At 69.5% G+C, this 15,411-nt stretch carries 14 protein-coding genes; 8 read left to right on the forward strand and 6 right to left on the reverse strand.

The features are described from left to right. Positions 1-34: 34 nt before the first annotated feature. The 3 genes from OHA11_RS18705 to OHA11_RS18715 are packed head-to-tail and all read right to left on the reverse strand — an operon-like array spanning position 35 to position 2,257. A complete protein-coding gene (locus tag OHA11_RS18705; protein WP_266497742.1) occupies positions 35-841 on the reverse strand; it encodes an acetoacetate decarboxylase family protein in 807 nt (268 codons plus the stop codon). Between the two features lie 12 nt (positions 842-853). Beyond that, the gene (locus tag OHA11_RS18710; RefSeq protein ID WP_266497744.1) at positions 854-2,065 is read right to left on the reverse strand and encodes an NAD(P)/FAD-dependent oxidoreductase; all 1,212 of its coding nucleotides are present in this window, start codon (positions 2,063-2,065) and stop codon (positions 854-856) included. Between the two features lie 3 nt (positions 2,066-2,068). Then, on the reverse strand, positions 2,069-2,257 hold the full coding sequence (locus OHA11_RS18715; protein WP_266497745.1) for a ferredoxin: 189 nt from the start codon (positions 2,255-2,257) through the stop codon (positions 2,069-2,071). A 392-nt stretch (positions 2,258-2,649) separates the two neighbouring features. On the opposite strand from OHA11_RS18715, the gene OHA11_RS18720 reads away from it, so the two are divergent. From OHA11_RS18720 to OHA11_RS18750, 7 genes are all read left to right on the forward strand, one after another. Then, positions 2,650-4,005: a glutamine synthetase family protein gene (locus OHA11_RS18720; RefSeq protein ID WP_266497748.1), complete on the forward strand. Its 1,356-nt coding sequence runs from the start codon at positions 2,650-2,652 to the stop codon at positions 4,003-4,005. Between the two features lie 32 nt (positions 4,006-4,037). Continuing rightward, entirely contained in the window at positions 4,038-5,312 is a 1,275-nt protein-coding gene (locus OHA11_RS18725) for a cytochrome P450 (protein WP_266497751.1), read from the forward strand. Between the two features lie 913 nt (positions 5,313-6,225). Beyond that, the gene (locus tag OHA11_RS18730; RefSeq protein ID WP_323186587.1) at positions 6,226-7,524 is read left to right on the forward strand and encodes a hypothetical protein; all 1,299 of its coding nucleotides are present in this window, start codon (positions 6,226-6,228) and stop codon (positions 7,522-7,524) included. A 79-nt stretch (positions 7,525-7,603) separates the two neighbouring features. After that, positions 7,604-7,741 carry a hypothetical protein gene (locus tag OHA11_RS18735; protein ID WP_266497756.1) on the forward strand — a complete coding sequence of 46 codons (138 nt, stop codon included), beginning with the start codon at positions 7,604-7,606 and terminating at the stop codon, positions 7,739-7,741. 118 nt (positions 7,742-7,859) lie between these two features. After that, the gene (locus OHA11_RS18740; protein WP_266497759.1) at positions 7,860-8,279 is read left to right on the forward strand and encodes an SHOCT domain-containing protein; all 420 of its coding nucleotides are present in this window, start codon (positions 7,860-7,862) and stop codon (positions 8,277-8,279) included. A 15-nt stretch (positions 8,280-8,294) separates the two neighbouring features. Next, the gene (locus tag OHA11_RS18745; protein WP_266497762.1) at positions 8,295-8,906 is read left to right on the forward strand and encodes a cation:proton antiporter; all 612 of its coding nucleotides are present in this window, start codon (positions 8,295-8,297) and stop codon (positions 8,904-8,906) included. A gap of 403 nt (positions 8,907-9,309) precedes the next feature. Then, positions 9,310-9,801 (forward strand): SRPBCC family protein, encoded by a 492-nt coding sequence (locus tag OHA11_RS18750; RefSeq protein ID WP_266497765.1) that lies wholly within the window; start codon positions 9,310-9,312, stop codon positions 9,799-9,801. Between the two features lie 129 nt (positions 9,802-9,930). Here OHA11_RS18750 and OHA11_RS18755 read toward each other — a convergent pair whose 3' ends face one another. After that, a complete protein-coding gene (locus OHA11_RS18755) occupies positions 9,931-10,107 on the reverse strand; it encodes a hypothetical protein (RefSeq protein ID WP_266497767.1) in 177 nt (58 codons plus the stop codon). 583 nt (positions 10,108-10,690) lie between these two features. On the opposite strand from OHA11_RS18755, the gene OHA11_RS18760 reads away from it, so the two are divergent. Then, complete coding sequence (locus tag OHA11_RS18760; RefSeq protein ID WP_266497769.1) at positions 10,691-13,042, forward strand: arylsulfatase; 2,352 nt, start codon at positions 10,691-10,693, stop codon at positions 13,040-13,042. Between the two features lie 51 nt (positions 13,043-13,093). Here the strand turns inward: OHA11_RS18760 and OHA11_RS18765 are convergent, their stop codons facing one another. Both OHA11_RS18765 and OHA11_RS18770 read right to left on the reverse strand, forming a co-directional pair. After that, positions 13,094-13,414 (reverse strand): hypothetical protein, encoded by a 321-nt coding sequence (locus OHA11_RS18765; RefSeq protein ID WP_266497770.1) that lies wholly within the window; start codon positions 13,412-13,414, stop codon positions 13,094-13,096. Between the two features lie 403 nt (positions 13,415-13,817). Beyond that, on the reverse strand, positions 13,818-15,236 hold the full coding sequence (locus tag OHA11_RS18770; RefSeq protein WP_266497773.1) for a DUF2252 domain-containing protein: 1,419 nt from the start codon (positions 15,234-15,236) through the stop codon (positions 13,818-13,820). Between the last annotated feature and the right edge of the window lie 175 nt (positions 15,237-15,411).

A 15,411-nucleotide genomic window follows, 5' to 3' on the forward strand; every position in this document is an offset into this window, starting at 1 on the left:
GTCCGGTCTCCAAGTCCTTTGACTCGTAGGGGAGTTACTCGGCCTCGGAGGTGCCGGACTCCAGCAGGCGCCCGCCGTCCCACACGACCCCGACCTGGCGGTAGTACGCGGCGATCGGCTCGCGGATCTCCAGCCGGGCCAGCTCCTCGGTGGGCGCCTCGAACAGTTCCAGCTCCGCGTCGCCGACCCATGGCTGCCCGGCCTCGAAGGACGCGGCGCCGGTCTCGATGAGCTCGTCGAGCGCGAGGCCCTTGCCCTTCTCGATGGAGGGCAGCCACCGGTGGTGGGCCATCGGGTGGCCGTTGACGAAGCCGTTCGTCCCGGACGGCTCGCGCAGGGTCACCACCGTCTGGGCCAGGCGCCGGTCGGCGGCCGCGAGGGTCGCGCCGAAGCGCGCCCCGGCCTCGATCCGGGGGGCAGGCCCGTACGGATGCGGGCGCGTCTGGTGGATGGAGCCGAGCTTCTTCGGGTAGCCCTGGTGCAGTCCGCGGGCGATGGCGAAGTCCTTGTCGACCCAGATGTAGACGCACCGCGAGTACGTCTGTCCCTTGTAGGAGCAGCGGACGACCGCGAACGCCTCCTTGTACTGCGAGAGCACCGGGTCCAGCAGCTCCTGCCCGCCGTCCGAACACGACTGCCAGTCGGCCCAGATCAGTGCGACCGCGCCCGGGTCCTCCTCGGCGAGCTCCAGCGGCTCGGGCAGCAACTCCCGTACGCGCGCGGGATCCGTGCGGTACTCGACGGTGAGCAGATCACCGGAGTAGAGCCACGGCGGGGAAGGGATGAGGGACGACTCGCCGGTCGCCGTCTTTGGGTGGAAATAACCACGGACGCTGGCCATGACGTTGGTTCCTTACGCGGTGAGGGCGGGCTGCTTGAGCAGTTGGGCGCGGTAGCGGGCGGCGCCGGTGGCGGCGGCATGGCCGCCGAGGGCGACGACGCCGACCAACCGGCTGTCGCAGTGGTAGCCGACGAGGACGTCGCCGTCCGGATCGCCGTCGAGGACCCGGACGTCGGCGAGGCCGAGCCCGGGGGAGCCGAAGGACTGCAGCCGGAACTCGTGCTGATCGCTCCAGAACGTGGGCAGCGGGGCGAACAGCGTCAAGTCGGCTTCCGCACCAGTGAGATGAGACACCAGGGCCTTGGCGGCGTGCTTGGCGGTGTCACCGGGGATGGACCAGTGCTCGACGCGGCGCGGTACGCCGTCGTAGCGGGCGTTGGGGAAGCGTGCGACGTCGCCGACGGCGACCACGTACGGCAGCCCGCCGACCCGCAACCGGCCGTCCGTGAGCACACCGTCGGCCAGGTCGAGACCGTTGCCGTCGAGCCACTCGGTGTTGGCGACGGAGCCGACCGATTCGACCACCACGTCCGCCGGGAGAACCCTCCCGTCGCTCAGCACGACACCGGTGACGCGCTCTTCACCCCGGAACCCGGAGACACCGGTCCCGAGGACAAAGCGCACACCGCGCTCCTCGTGGCGCTCCAACAGCGAGCGGGCCAGCAGGCCACCGAGCGGCCCGACCATGGGCAGCGGCAGCGGGTCGACCACGGTGACGTCCCTGACGCCGAGGCCGATCGCGGTGGCGGCCACCTCGCAGCCGATGAACCCCGCGCCGATGACGACGACCCGGGCGCCGGGCCGGGTCAGCTCGGCCCGCAGGGCCTCCGCGTCGCCAAGAGTCCGTACGGTGTGACGGCCGGCCGCAGGGCCCTCGCAGCGCAGCCGCCGGGGACGCATACCCGTGGCGATCACCAGGCCGTCGAAGGGGATCTCCGAGCCGTCGTCCAGCTCGACGACCCGGTCCGCGAGCCGGGCAGCGGTGACCGCCGTACCGAGCCGCCACTCCACGTCGGCCACGTTCGGCCTCGGGGTGAAGGCCAGCGACTCGAAGGGGGCCTTGCCGGCCAGCACATCCTTGGACAGCGGGGGCCGGTTGTACGGCATGTGGGGCTCATCGCCGATGACGGTGATCGCGCCGGTCCAGCCGGCGCCGCGGAGCTGTTCTGCCGCGCGCAGGCCGCCCATGGAGGCCCCGGCGACGATGATGCGCTGCGTCGCCATGCCTCAGCCCTCGATACGGATGGCCTGCAGCGGACAGACGTCGGCGGCTTCCTCGACCTCGTCGCGCAGGGCGTCGTCCGGGTCGCTGACGTAGGCCAGCCGCCCGTTGTCGTCCAGCTGGAAGACGTCGGGAGCCGCGAAGACGCACTGCCCGTGGTCCTGGCACTTGTTCATGTCGACGACGACCTTCATGGCCGGTCCTCCTTGGAGGTGAGTGCGCCGGAGCGGGCGGAGGGGGAGGGAAGAAGGGGCCCGGCCTGTGACCGGGCCCCGGCCAAAGGGGTGCGGAACAGCCGAACCCCCAACTCGTTTGGCTTCAAACAAGCTACAAAGCCGTCGCTTGCTGGTCAATACCTATCCGGATGGATAAATTCTTTGGCGCACCCCCTTGCGAGAGGGTGGCCACCTCCATAACGTTTGACTTCAAATGACGAGCTTGGGGCTTCCAGTCCCACCCCGCGCGGTGGGGCTTCCGGTCCCACCCCGCGCGCCCCGCCCGGCACCCGGGCTCCAGTCTTCCTTCCGCCCCCTCCTCCAGGTCCCGAGGCCTGGGAGGTGCCCTTGATCCGCCCGAGGAGACATCGGTGAGTGCTCACGACACCCCATCCGTCCACCAGTACCTCGACCGGCTCGCCGCCGACGGCATCGACGTGGTCCGGGTCGTCTACCCCGACCTCATCGGCACCGACCGCGCCCGTGACGTGCTGCTGGACCACCTGCCGTCGGCCTGCGAGCACGGCCTGGCCTTCTGTCGCGCCGTCTACCACACCACCCCGCGCGGCGACGTCGTCGCGATCGAAGGCGGCATCGAGGCCGGCCTGCCCGACATCGCCGTACGACCGGATCTGGCCACCCTCGCGGGGGTGCCCTGGGAACCCGGCGTGGCCTGGTGTCTCGGCGACACGACCGACCCCGCGACCGGCGGCCCGGCGCCCGAGTCGCCGCGCGACCTGCTGCGCTCGGTCCTGTCCCGATGTGTGGATGCGGGCCTGCGCCCGGTCGTCGGCCCCGAGCTGGAGTACTTCCTGCTCGAAGAGGACGCCACCGCCCCGAACGGCTGGCGCCGCAGCCCACAGGCCACAGGCACCGTCTACACCGCCGGCCTGCGCGCCGACCCGGACAACCACCTGCTGCGCACCCTGCGGCAGTTGCGCGACCTCGGCATCGGCGTGGTCACCGGCAACCACGAGTTCGACGGCGGCCAGTACGAGATCAACCTGACCCACTCCGAAGCCCTGGACGCCGCCGACCGCGCCTTCCGCTTCAAGGCGGCCGTCAAGGAACTGGCCCGCGTGGAGGGCAAGCTCGCCACCTTCATGGCCAAGCCCTTCAACGACTCCGGCGGCTCCGGCTTCCACCTCCACCTCTCCTGCGAGAACGCGGAGGGCGGCAACGCCTTCGACGACCCGGCAGGCGCCTTCGGCCTCTCCGACAACGCCCGCTACGCCATTGCCGGCATCCTCGCGCACGCCCCCGCGCTCGCCGGTCTGCTCAACCCGACCGTCAATTCGTACAAGCGGTTCGGCCCCGACACTCTCGCCCCCTGGCTGATCGACTGGGGCCTGGACAACCGCAGCGCGATGGTCCGCATCCCGCCCGAGCGCGGCTCCGGCGCCCGCCTGGAGCTGCGACTCGGCGACGCCAGTGCCAACCCGTATCTCGCGATCGCCGCCCTCACCGCCGCCGCCCTGCTCGGTGTCCAGGAGGGCAAGGAGCCGCCCGCCCCGCTGGAGGGCTACGGCTACGACCCTCAGAAGTCCCAGGTCCTGCCGATGAGTCTGCCCGCCGCGCTCGACGCGCTGGAGGCCGACGAAGCGCTCACCGAACTGCTGGGCAAGGCCTTCACCGCGTCCTTCCTCGCCTACAAACGCGACGAGGTCGAGCGTTTCCGACGCCACGTCACCGACTGGGAGTTCGCCGAGTACTCCTACTCCCTCTGAGCACCCCGCCCACGCAACATCAGGAGCACTCCATGAACGCCTGCGCACCCAACGACCCGATGCCGCTGGACGAGGTCGACCTCGCCGACAACGACAGGTTCCTCGACGCCGTCACCCCCTGGCGCATGTTCCACACCCTGCGCCACCAGGACCCGGTCCACTGGCAGCCGGAGCCCGAGCCCAACAGCGGGTTCTGGGCCGTCACCCGGCACGAGGACATCGCCCGCGTCGACCGCGACGCGGCGACTTTCACCTCCACCAAGTTCGTCAACCTGGAAGAGCTCGACGACGACCAGATCAAGAAGCGCGCCTCCGTTCTGGAGCTGGACGGCGTACGCCACCGCGCGATGCGCAGCCTGCTGCAGCGGCAGTTCGGTCAGGGCGTCATCAACGAGTACACCGACTTCCTGCGCGGGCTGACCGCCAAGACCCTCGACGCGGCCCTCGCCAAGGGCTCGTTCGACTTCGTCGCCGACGTCTCCGCCGACTTCCCCATCAACGTCCTCGCCCGCCTCCTCGACGTGCCCCAGGAGGACAACCAGCAGCTCATCGACTGGGGCAACCGGATCATCGGCAACACCGACCCGGACTACGCGGACGTGCTGCTGCACAGCGAGGAGAGCGAGAAGTACCGCGACCTGCCGTTCCGCTCCCCCGCCTCCCTCGAACTCTTCGAGTACGGCCGCGAACTCGCCCGGCAGCGCCGCGGCGGCAGCGGCACGGACCTGATCTCGAAACTCGTCAACGAGACCCCGCGCGACGGGGTGCCGCTCTCCGGCCAGGACTTCGACAACTACTTCCTGCTGCTCGTCGTGGCCGGCAACGAGACCACCCGCCACACCATCTCCCACTCCATGCTGGCGCTCATCGAGCACCCCGAGCAGCTGGCCAAGCTCCAGGAAGACCCCTCCCTCATCCCGGTCGCCGTCGAGGAGTTCCTGCGCTGGGCCTCGCCCGTCTACCACTTCCGCCGCACTGCGACCCGCGACGTCGAACTCGGCGGAAAACAGATCAAGGAGGGCGACAAGGTCGTCATGTGGTACGCCTCGGGCAACCGCGACGAGAAGGTCTTCGGCAACCCCTACGACTTCGACGTCACGCGACAGAACAACGACCACGTCACCTTCGGCAAGGGCAGCCCCCACCTGTGCCTGGGCAACCTGCTCGCCCGCACCGAGATCCGCATCATGTTCGAGGAGCTGATCCCCCGGCTTGCGGACATCCGGCTGGCCGGCGACGTCCCCCGGGTACGCTCCAATTTCGTCAACGGCATCAAGAAGCTGCCGGTCGAGGTCACCCTCGCCTGAACACCCACAGCACACGGTCCGCCCGTCCGGGAGCCCTACTGCGAGCGCCTGTGGACGGGCTGCCGGCCCGGTGTGACCGACGACGTCGGAGTCGACCGTCTGTCCAGTGGACCACCCGACTGGGAGAGGCGCATGTTGGTCGGATCCGGCGGTTCCTCCATGTGGGACGGGCGGGGAGGAGGGCGAGCGATGGCGGCCGATGAGATCCGGGTATCTGCGGGGCTTCCCAGATCCTCCCGCCCGCACCCTGGGCGGCAGCCAGGACGACCCACCACTTGGCCATGCGCCATCCTCACGCTCTGGCTATGGTTGCCAGGAAGGGACAACGCAATAACGCATCTCTGACGGGCCCGTGGCCGGTGATGGAGCGGTCGGCAGCCATCACCGCATCAACCTCACCACTGGAAGCCCGCCCGCTCGGGGCGGAGCCTCGGTCGCGGATGTGAAGGCGGTCGGCGAAGGCGTGTTGAACCGCCCCCTCCCCAACAACTCCCCAACGACTCCCTGTCGCATCGGCGTTGGCCACTGGCCACACACAGGGTCCTCGAACAGTCGGTAGCGCTGGTCCTGGTGGTCAGGGAGCAGCGCGCCCTCAGCCGTCACGGCCAGGGCACTCCGCGAGTTCACTGAAGCGCTCAAGGAAGCGCGACACCGTCCTCCCCACACAGTGCTGACTCCTCGTCATGCTCGGACCGCCGTCCGGCTGTCCGGCCGTGCGGCGAACTCACGTCCACTTCCCGACACTTGATGCGCCTCCTGCCGGAGCCGGCCGACCGCCGTGGTGTCCGCCCCTCGTCGGGCTCGTCCCGCGTGCCGTCAGCCTCCAAGCCCAAGGAAGGCCCGCATGGATTCCTCTGGTGGTTCGTCGTCAGCTTCAGAAGGTCCTGACCGTCCGGTCGCCGGCGGCCCTCCTTTGAGCGCCGCGGAACGGGACGAGTACGAACGGCTGCGCAAGGCAGCCGGGATGCGCCACCGGCGCCTGCGCTATTCGGCTGCCTCCGTACTGCTGCTGCTGGCCTTCCTGCTGGCGCCGCTCGCCGTGGTCGCGGCCTGGATCGACTCAGAGGTCGCCGACACCGACCGGTACGTCCAGACCGTCGCCCCGATCGCCACCGAGCCCTCCGTGCAGAACACCGTGACCGACCGGCTCACCAAGCGCGTGGTCGACAGCGTCGACGTCGCTGCCTTCACCGCAGCCGTCGCTCAGACGCTGCGGCGGGAAGGGGCGCGCCCGCAGGTGATCCAGGGCGCCAAGGCGCTGACCGGCCCGTTGACGAGCGCTCTCAACTCCGCCGTCCACGACATCGTCGACAAGGTGGTGACCAGCGACCAGTTCGCCGAAGTGTGGGACGACGCCAACCGGCAGGCGCACGCCGCTGTGGTCAAGGTCCTCACCGGCGAGGGCAGCAGCGCCGTCCAGGCCGGTGACGACAGCATCGACCTGAACCTCGGCACCGTCATCGACAACGTCAAGCAGAAGCTGGTGGACCGGGGTTTCGACCAGGCCGCGAAGATCCCCGACGTCGACAAGACGATCACCCTGTTCAAGACCGACAAACTGAACGAGGCCCAGAACGCCATGCGTCTGCTGAACGTGATCGGCACCTGGCTCCCCGTCGTCGTCCTGGTCCTGGCAGCGCTCGCCATCGGGAGCGCACCCGCGCATCGCGTCGCCCTGATGGCCACGGCCATCGGTGTCGGGATCATGATGATCGTGCTGCTCGTCGGCCTCGCCGTGATGCGCCAGGTCTATCTGGACTCCGTCCCCACGACCGCCCTGCCGCAGGACACCGCGGCCGACATCTACGACACCTTCATCCGCTTCCTCAAGAACAGCACGCGTACGGTCCTGGTCATCGCCGTGATCACCACGTTGGCCGCCTATCTGTACGGGCCCGGAGGGGGTGCCCGCTGGGTCAGACGGACGGTGGCCGGCGGAACCGGGGCAACGGGCCGGTCCATGGCGCGACACGGTCTGCGCACCGGCGCCACCGGTCGCTGGCTGGACGCGCACGGCAAGTGGACCACCGGCATCGCCATCGCCGGCGGCGCGCTCGCCCTGGTGCTGTGGAACTACCCCACCCCCGGGGCCGTGGCACTTGTCCTCGGCATCGTGGTCCTCGTGCTGGCTCTCCTCGGCATCCTCGCCGCAGCCTCCGGCACGGCCGGACACCCGCCCGCAGGCGACCGGCCGGTCATCCGCCCCGGGTGACCCGGGTGACGCGGTCCGGCGCGCGCCGGAACTCTCCTGAAGACACACGTCACCCCAACCACCAGCAAAGGAGCCCGAGATGGCTGCAGAAGAGACCGCGGCGGGCGGCGTCGCCGCCCTCATCGACCCCGTGGTGGGCAGCGCCCGGGTCGTGTCCGCCGCCCGTGCCATCGGCGACGCCTTCGGGCTGGAACTCCCCGAAGACGAGGAACGGTGACGACCTGCCCGGCCGGGGCGGCGAGCCCCGGCCGGGCAGGCAGGAGGCCGAAGGTCCGCGGACCGTCCTCTCGCACGCAAGGCGACCTCGACACAGACGACACCAAACAGGAGAAGCAATGGACAGCAATGTGAACCTGGCCTACGACTTCCCGGTTCTCGGGGCCTTCTGGACGATCATGTGGATCTTCCTGTGGGTCATCTGGATCTTCCTGCTCTTCCGCGTCGTCGTCGACATCTTCCGCGACGACTCCATGGGCGGATGGGGAAAGACGGGATGGCTGGTCTTCACGATCGTCCTCCCGTTCCTGGGCGTCTTCGTCTACCTCATCGCCCGGGGCAAGGGCATGGGCAGGCGTGAACAGGAGCACGCCAGGGCCAAGCTGGCAGAGACTGACCGCTACGTCCGCGAGACCGTCGGTACCACCGGCCCGGCCAGCGAGGCGGACCAGCTCGCCAAGCTTTCGGAGATCCGGGCCCGCGGCGACATCTCCGACGAGGAGTTCCGCCAGGCCAAGGAGAAGGTCCTCCACCCGTAGCCGCACGCAACGGCCGTGGCCGCGGGCGCGTACACACTGGCCGTCGCCACCGAGGGGAGCGGTTTCATCGCGGCCTGGGTGGCCGGTTTCGCCTTCGGTGTCGCGCTGCGGCGGAGCGCAGCGGCGAACATGTCGGCCGAAGCATCGGCCACCACCGACGGCACCGCCGACCTCGCCGGGCATCTCGCCGAACTTCTCGCCTCCTTGAGCTTCCTGGTCTTCGGTGCCGTCCTGCTCGGGCCGACGCTGGAAGACCTCGACTGGCGGATCATCACCTATGCGGTACTGAGCCTCACGGTGATCCGGATGCTGCCCGTCGCGCTCTCCCTGGCCGGGAGCGGCCTGGCCCCTCCCGCGGTCGCCTACACCGGATGGTTCGGTCCGCGGGGGCTCGCCTCCGTCGTCTTCGGGCTTCTCCTGGTGGAGGAACGCGTCCCGGGCGTTCAGCTCCTCGGCCGGGTGATCGCGGTCACCGTCGCGCTCAGCATCCTCCTGCACGGCATGTCGGCTGTGTTCCTCGCGAAGCGGTACGGCGCCTGGCACAGGAAGGCCGCCGAACGGAGCCCGCATGTGCGCGAGGGCGTGCCCGAGGAGGGAGAGGCCGGGCACTCGTCCCCCGCGCGGTAGGGCGACGACGGAGGATTCGAGGATTCATGAGTGCCGACATCGACAGGCACAGAAGTTCGGCGCGAGGGTGGGCGGTCCCAGTGGCGGTCACCGCGCTCGCGGTCCCTGGCGGTGGCCGTCCAGGCAGCAGTCGGCCCGCTCGTCGAAACCCGTGTCAGCCTCCTCCGCCGGGCGCGGACGCCACTTCCCCAGGACGCAGATGGCCCCGCCCCACTCCACCGGCCGCCGGCCGAGCTCGCGTTCTCGAACGGAATTCGCCCGCTGGATCCGGAGACGCACGGGTCGTCCGGGCCACGCAGGGCCATCCCGTTGCCGACCGCCGGCCGACCCGTCAGCAGACACCCGCGCCACCGGTCCGCCGCCCGGCCGAAAGGACGAAAGGACGAAAGGACGACGAAACGCCATGCCCCACCAACTGCGCTCCGAAGACCTCGGCTTCCTCGAACGCGCCCCTGTCCGGCGCACCCGCACCCGTGACCTCCACGCACCCGCAGAGGTCATCTTCGAACAATTGGCGGCCCGCCCCGAGAACTGGCCCCGCTGGTTCGGGCCGGCCAACGAATGCCGCTATGAAGGAGCACCCCCCTACGGCGTGGGAACCATGCGCCACCTGCGCCTGTACCGGCTGATCCGGGCCCGCGAGACCCTGCTCGTCTGGGAACCCGGCGAGCGCTTCGCCTACCGGGTCCACGAAACCAGTGCGCGCGGCGTCACGGCCATGATGGAGCAGTGGACACTCGCTCCCTCGGCACACGAGCGGACCAGAGTCAGCTGGACGATCGCTGTCGACTGCGCACCCCCCGTACACCTACTGCTTCGGGTGAGCCGACGCCACGTGGACAAGATCTTCCGGGATGCGATGGAGCGGCTTGAGGGCATGTGCCGCCGTCCCTGACACTCCACCACGGCTCCGACAACTCAGGGCGCGCCCGTACTCTTGACGCCCGGCCAGCGGTCATGGGGCCCACCCGCGGGTGGCGTATCCATCGCGCGGCGGCGGACAGGGGTCGCTCGCCTGCCGCCCTCAGCTCCGGGGCACCTGGGCCGGCTTCTCACCCATCGGTTCAAGGCCCGTGGCCGACGGCACGACCGCCACCTGCCGACGGATGACGTTGATCGTCTCGACGAGCTGCTCACGCAGCATCTGGCAGTGTCCGGCCCGCCCCTCCGGAGCCCAGGCCGGTCCGTCCGAACCGCTCATACACACCTCCGCGGGGCGTACCCGCCCTGAACAATGTCCGTCAGACCCGCCGACCAGGTCTGCAACCACCAGCACGGCACCGCCGCCCTGCCCGCCAAAGCCTCAGCTCGCCGAGAGCCCCTCGCTCCGACAGAGCTGGTCACCAGCGGGCATCTGCACAGCGTCCCCCGCTCTGCCGCCGACGCTGACCGCCATACGTCCCCAACGACGCCATCCCGCCGCCGATGGCCCGCCGACAGGGTGGTTTTCGGCCGCCGCCCATCCCGGAAGGTCGGCAGCTACGACGGAAATACCGCCAAATGGCCCGCGCACTGGTCACTGGCTAGCATGAGAAGCGGAGCGGTCTCTGACACCACTCGCAATGGCGGACCCGGCAATACCTGCCCCGGACCCGGCCGCTCGGCCTTCGCGCGGTCTGCTCTGCCTTATTCCTGCACAACCGTGACCGTTGGATGCGCCGGCGCTTTGCGTTGACCGGCCGCAACAGATGCCCGGCGGTACGCGGACGTCCTTCTCCGCAGGCAGCGATCAAGCGTTCCAGTCGTCGGCATCGTACGACTGGCGCGCTCGGAGGATCAGGCGCATGGCGACGAACGAGTACAAGCAGGGAACCGCGTTTCCCGGAGTGATCGGTCGCACGGCAGAGGAGTCGACGCCCGCTTGGCCACAGCCGACGCGGGCCGTTCCCGGCACGCCGAACGTCCTTTTCATCGCGCTCGACGACACCGGATTCGGCCAACTCGGCTGTTACGGCAGCCCGATCGAAACCCCCCACATGGACGGGCTCGCCGCGAACGGGCTGCTGTACAACAACATGCATACGACGGCTCTGTGTTCACCGTCGCGTTCGTGCATCATCACCGGGCGGAACCACCACTCCAACGCGATGGCCTGCGTCACGGAACTGGCCACGGGCTATCCGGGGTACAGCGGCCGGATCCCGTTCGAGAACGGCTTCGTCTCCGAGATGCTGGTGCAGCAGGGCTACAACACCTACATGGTCGGAAAGTGGCACCTGATGCCCTCGGAGTACGAGTCCGCCGCCGGTCCCTACGACCGCTGGCCGCTCGGCCGGGGCTTCGACCGGTTCTACGGCTTCCTCGGCGGCGACACCAGCCAGTGGTACCCGGACCTGGTCCACGACAACCACCAGGTGGAACCGCCCGCCACACCGGAGGAGGGCTACCACCTCACCCCGGATCTGGTGGACAAGGCCATCTCCTTCATCGCCGACGCCAAACAGGTCGCCCCCGACAAACCGTTCTTCCTGAACTTCTGCACCGGAGCCACGCACGCACCGCACCACGTGCCCAAGGAGTGGGCGGACCACTACCGGGGGAAGTTCGACGAGGGCTGGGACGCCTATCGCGAGGCCACCTTCGACCGCCAGAAGCAACTGGGGGTCGTCCCCGCGGACGCGCGGCTGTCCCGGCACGACCCGGACGTCCCCGAGTGGAACTCCCTGTCCCCCGACGCGCGCCGTCTCGCCACGCGGATGATGGAGGTGTACGCCGGGTTCCTCAGCCACACCGACCACCACATCGGGCGGCTCCTGCAGTTCCTGAAGGACACCGGCGAGTTCGACAACACCCTCATCATGCTCGTCTCCGACAACGGGGCCAGCGCCGAGGGCGGCGTCGCCGGGACCACGAACGAGGGACAGTTCTTCAACAACGCTCCCGAGCCGGTCGAGGACAGCCTCAGCGCGATCGACGAGCTCGGCGGACCGAACACGTTCAACCACTACCCGTGGGGCTGGACCTGGGCCGGCAACACCCCCTTCAGGCGGTGGAAGCGCGAAACGTACCGCGGCGGCGCCAGCGACCCGTTCGTCGTCCACTGGCCCCGAGGCATCAAGGCCCGCGGCGAGGTGCGCAGCCAGTACGCCCACATCATCGACATGGTGCCCACCGTGCTCGACGTACTCGGCATCGAGCCCCCGGCGACCATCAAGGGCGTACCCCAGTCGCCCCTCCACGGCGTCAGCTTCGCCCACACCTTCGACGACGCGACCGCGCCGACCGCGCACCGCACGCAGTACTTCGAGATGTTCGGTCACCGCGCCATCGACCACGACGGCTGGCGTGCGGTGTGCCCCTGGCCCGGTCCGTCCTTCACCGAGGCGGGCAGGCCCTTCGGCACCCCCATCACGGCGCAGGAACTGGGAGAGCTGGACGCCCAGCACTGGGAGCTGTACCACGTCGCCGAGGACTTCGCCGAGACCCAGGACCTCGCGGCCGACAACCGCGGCAAGCTCATCGAGCTGATCTCGATGTGGTACGTGCAGGCCGGAAAGTACGACGTCCTGCCCGTCGACGGCAGCGGCGTGCAGCGGGCCGTCACGGAGCGGCCACAGGTCTCCGCACCGCGGACCGGCTACGTCTTCCGGCCCGGCACGCAGACCCTGCCCATGGCGGTCGCGCCCCGGGTGCTCAACCGCCCGTTCAGCGTCACCGCCGACGCCGAGATCCCCTCCGACGGCGCCGAAGGCGTGCTGCTCTGCCAGGGCACCAACGTCGGCGGCTGGACCTTCTACCTGAAGGACCGCAAGCTGCACTACGCCCACAACTACCTACGGCGTGCCCTGTACAGCGTCTCCTCCACCGAGGACGTGCCCGAGGGCCGCCACGAGCTGCGCTTCGAATTCGAACCCACCGGAGAGCCGGACATCGCCCACGGCAAGGGCATGCCGGGCCGCGCACAGCTCTACATCGACCGGCGCCTGGTCGGCGAGACCCAGATCCCGGTCACCACTCCGCTCATGTTCAACCCCGGCGGCATGACCTGCGGCGCCAACCCTGGCTCAGCCGTCACGGCCGACTACCGGCCGCCCTTCCGCTTCAACGGCACCCTGCACACCGTGACCGTCGACGTGTCGGGCGAGCTGATCACCGACCCCGAGAGCGAGATGCGGATGCACATGGCCCGCCAGTAGAAGCTCCGGCAGCAGTGCCAGTAGCAGCGCAGGCCAGCAGGTCGAAGCCCGTCAGACGCCGTCCCGGGGCCAGTACAACTGGATCTCCAGCCACTGGCTCTCCTGGCGCCAGGCGTCCAGTACGGACACCAGCCGGCGGCTCAGTCCGGCCGTGGTGAGGGACCGCCACGGCCAGCCGGCCAGGAAGTCGCTCAGCACCGCGATCCGCTCGTCCTGGCGGGCGACCCCCTCCGCCCCGTCGAACCTGTGGGGGTCGACGGCGGCCAGCGCGCGGCGGCTGACAGCCTCGGGAGTGAGCGTCCGCCACGTATACGGGGCGAGTGCCTCGGTCACGGCGACGACCCGCGTGTCGTCCGGGGCAACGAGTCTCATCGGCAGAGGACGCCTTCCACAGATCCACAGCAGCTCTTCGCCGGGCAGAGGTGACGCGGGCGCCGTTCCCGGGTTCGGAAACGCGTCGGGGCATCGACCGTCGTGAGTGCCGGGCGTTCGGGCACGTCACACGTCATCGTAGTCCGGCTCCCTGACGCGGCACAGATTGCGTGGGCGGCACGGGTCGCGCCGGATCAGCTCGTCGTCCACGACCCTGTTCACTCGCGCCGTGCGCGACCCTGTTCAACAGGGCCCGCAGCGGTCGGCAGTCCTCGACCACCCTCGGCTCACCGATGCCGGTCGCATGGGTCGCATGGGTCGCAAGGAGAGTCCCCCCAGCTAGGCACGCGCGCCCTCGTCGCCCCATCCTTGTTCCGGCACGGAAACGTGGACGCGATCGCCGTCAGGCCGCTTCAGCCGGGACCCGTCCCTCTCGGATGGCATCGACCAGGGCCTGGTGGTCCTTCTCGTTCTGGTCCGCGTACAGCTCGGCGAAGGTCGCCAGCGCGCGGTCGAAGACGTCGCCGCCGCCGAGGTAGGAGGCGATCGCGACCCGGTCTCCGGACCTGGCGTGGGCGCGGGCCAGCGTGGCGCCGCACAGCCGGCCGAACAGGGCCATCCTCTTCGGCGACATGTTCTCGGCCACGGCGACGCCTTTCCAGTCCCGCAGCTGGCGTATGTAGAAGTCCCGCTGTTTGCCGTCGATGCCCGTGATGTGTTCCCAGCCCAGGAAGATGTCGCTGGTGGCCTGCATGAGGCGTTGGCCGGCGACGACGCGCTCGCCCTGCGTGCTGAACGCGCTGCCTCCGACGTAGGGCGCCAGAACCGACTCGTCGGCCTCCTTGGCCTGGAGGAAGAGGGGATCCTCGTCGTCCTTGCCGAGCAGCAGGATGATCCAGCAGCGGGTTCCCACACTGCCCACCCCGACGACCTTGCGGGCGATGTCGGCGACGCGGTAGCTCTCCAGCAGGAACCGGCGGTCCGTCTGCAGGGTCTGGCCGTAGCGCTCGATCAGCCGGCCGAGCAGCTTCTCCAGCTCGCCGCGTTCGGCCTCCGGCAGCAGATCCTGGAGCCGGACCAGCAGCGGCGGATCGGGCGCGATCCGACGCCTTCCGTCGATGACATGCGTGAGCTTGTCGAAGACCTGCAGCGTGCTGTGCGCACGGGCCTTCTCCCGGGTGTGTTCCCAGCGATCACGCTGCCCAGCGGTCAGTACCGGGGCGAACTGCCGCGCAAGATCGTCCGCGTCGAAGCTGGTGTACCAGACGTCGAGATTGCCCATTCCGGCAAAGCTCCGCATGCCCTCGCGGTAGGACCGCACGGCCGCCCGCACCACCGACGCCCGCTCCTTGGAACTGAAGCCGTTCGCCCGGCCCGCGATGACCAGGCTGGCGGACAGCCGCTTGACGTCCCATTCCCACGGTCCGGGCAGCGTCTCGTCGAAGTCGTTGATGTCGAACATCAGGCGGCGTTCCGGCGAGGCCAGCAACCGGAAGTTCAGCATGTGCGCGTCGCCGCAGCACTGCACCCTGAACCCGCTGCGCGGCGTCTCCGCGAGGTCCGCGGCCATGATGGCGGCGGCCCCACGGTAGAAGCGGAACGGAGCCTCGCTCATCCTGCCGTAGCGGATCGGTACGAGTTCCGGCACCCGCGTCGCGGACTGCTTCTCGATGATCTCCACCGGGTCCGTGCGCTTCGGCGGAGGTATGAACTCGGCGTGGCCGGAACGGGGTACCGCGGCCCGCGCGGCCCTGCCACGGGCGACCCGCTCCTGCGGAGTGAGGTGCCGCGTGTCGGTGCCGGAAAGGTGGTTGTCGTTCATTGCAGACCCTCCACGATGTGGTGGCCGATGCGCAGGGCGTTGGCCATGGCCCGTCAGGAACGGATCGACTGCTCCGATGCTCGGGGCGAAGCTCGCCGCCGACGGCACAAAGGTCGCCGCTGTCATGCGCCTTGCAGTTGACGTCGAGTGCGGAACCGGCCGGGTCGCTGCCACA

The sequence above is a fragment of the Streptomyces sp. NBC_00878 genome, assembly GCF_026341515.1.
GTDB lineage: Bacteria > Actinomycetota > Actinomycetes > Streptomycetales > Streptomycetaceae > Streptomyces.

What these genes read in the sequence shown, in the direction of transcription:
- OHA11_RS18755 (WP_266497767.1), bottom strand. Translation starts at nt 10,107, where the DNA reads ATGAGCGGTTCGGACGGACCGGCCTGGGCTCCGGAGGGGCGGGCCGGA.
- OHA11_RS18740 (WP_266497759.1), top strand. Translation starts at nt 7,860, where the DNA reads ATGGACAGCAATGTGAACCTGGCCTACGACTTCCCGGTTCTCGGGGCC.
- OHA11_RS18715 (WP_266497745.1), bottom strand. Translation starts at nt 2,257, where the DNA reads ATGAAGGTCGTCGTCGACATGAACAAGTGCCAGGACCACGGGCAGTGC.
- OHA11_RS18750 (WP_266497765.1), top strand. Translation starts at nt 9,310, where the DNA reads ATGCCCCACCAACTGCGCTCCGAAGACCTCGGCTTCCTCGAACGCGCC.
- OHA11_RS18735 (WP_266497756.1), top strand. Translation starts at nt 7,604, where the DNA reads ATGGCTGCAGAAGAGACCGCGGCGGGCGGCGTCGCCGCCCTCATCGAC.
- OHA11_RS18710 (WP_266497744.1), bottom strand. Translation starts at nt 2,065, where the DNA reads ATGGCGACGCAGCGCATCATCGTCGCCGGGGCCTCCATGGGCGGCCTG.
- OHA11_RS18760 (WP_266497769.1), top strand. Translation starts at nt 10,691, where the DNA reads ATGGCGACGAACGAGTACAAGCAGGGAACCGCGTTTCCCGGAGTGATC.
- OHA11_RS18705 (WP_266497742.1), bottom strand. Translation starts at nt 841, where the DNA reads ATGGCCAGCGTCCGTGGTTATTTCCACCCAAAGACGGCGACCGGCGAG.
- OHA11_RS18725 (WP_266497751.1), top strand. Translation starts at nt 4,038, where the DNA reads ATGAACGCCTGCGCACCCAACGACCCGATGCCGCTGGACGAGGTCGAC.
- OHA11_RS18765 (WP_266497770.1), bottom strand. Translation starts at nt 13,414, where the DNA reads ATGAGACTCGTTGCCCCGGACGACACGCGGGTCGTCGCCGTGACCGAG.
- OHA11_RS18770 (WP_266497773.1), bottom strand. Translation starts at nt 15,236, where the DNA reads ATGAACGACAACCACCTTTCCGGCACCGACACGCGGCACCTCACTCCG.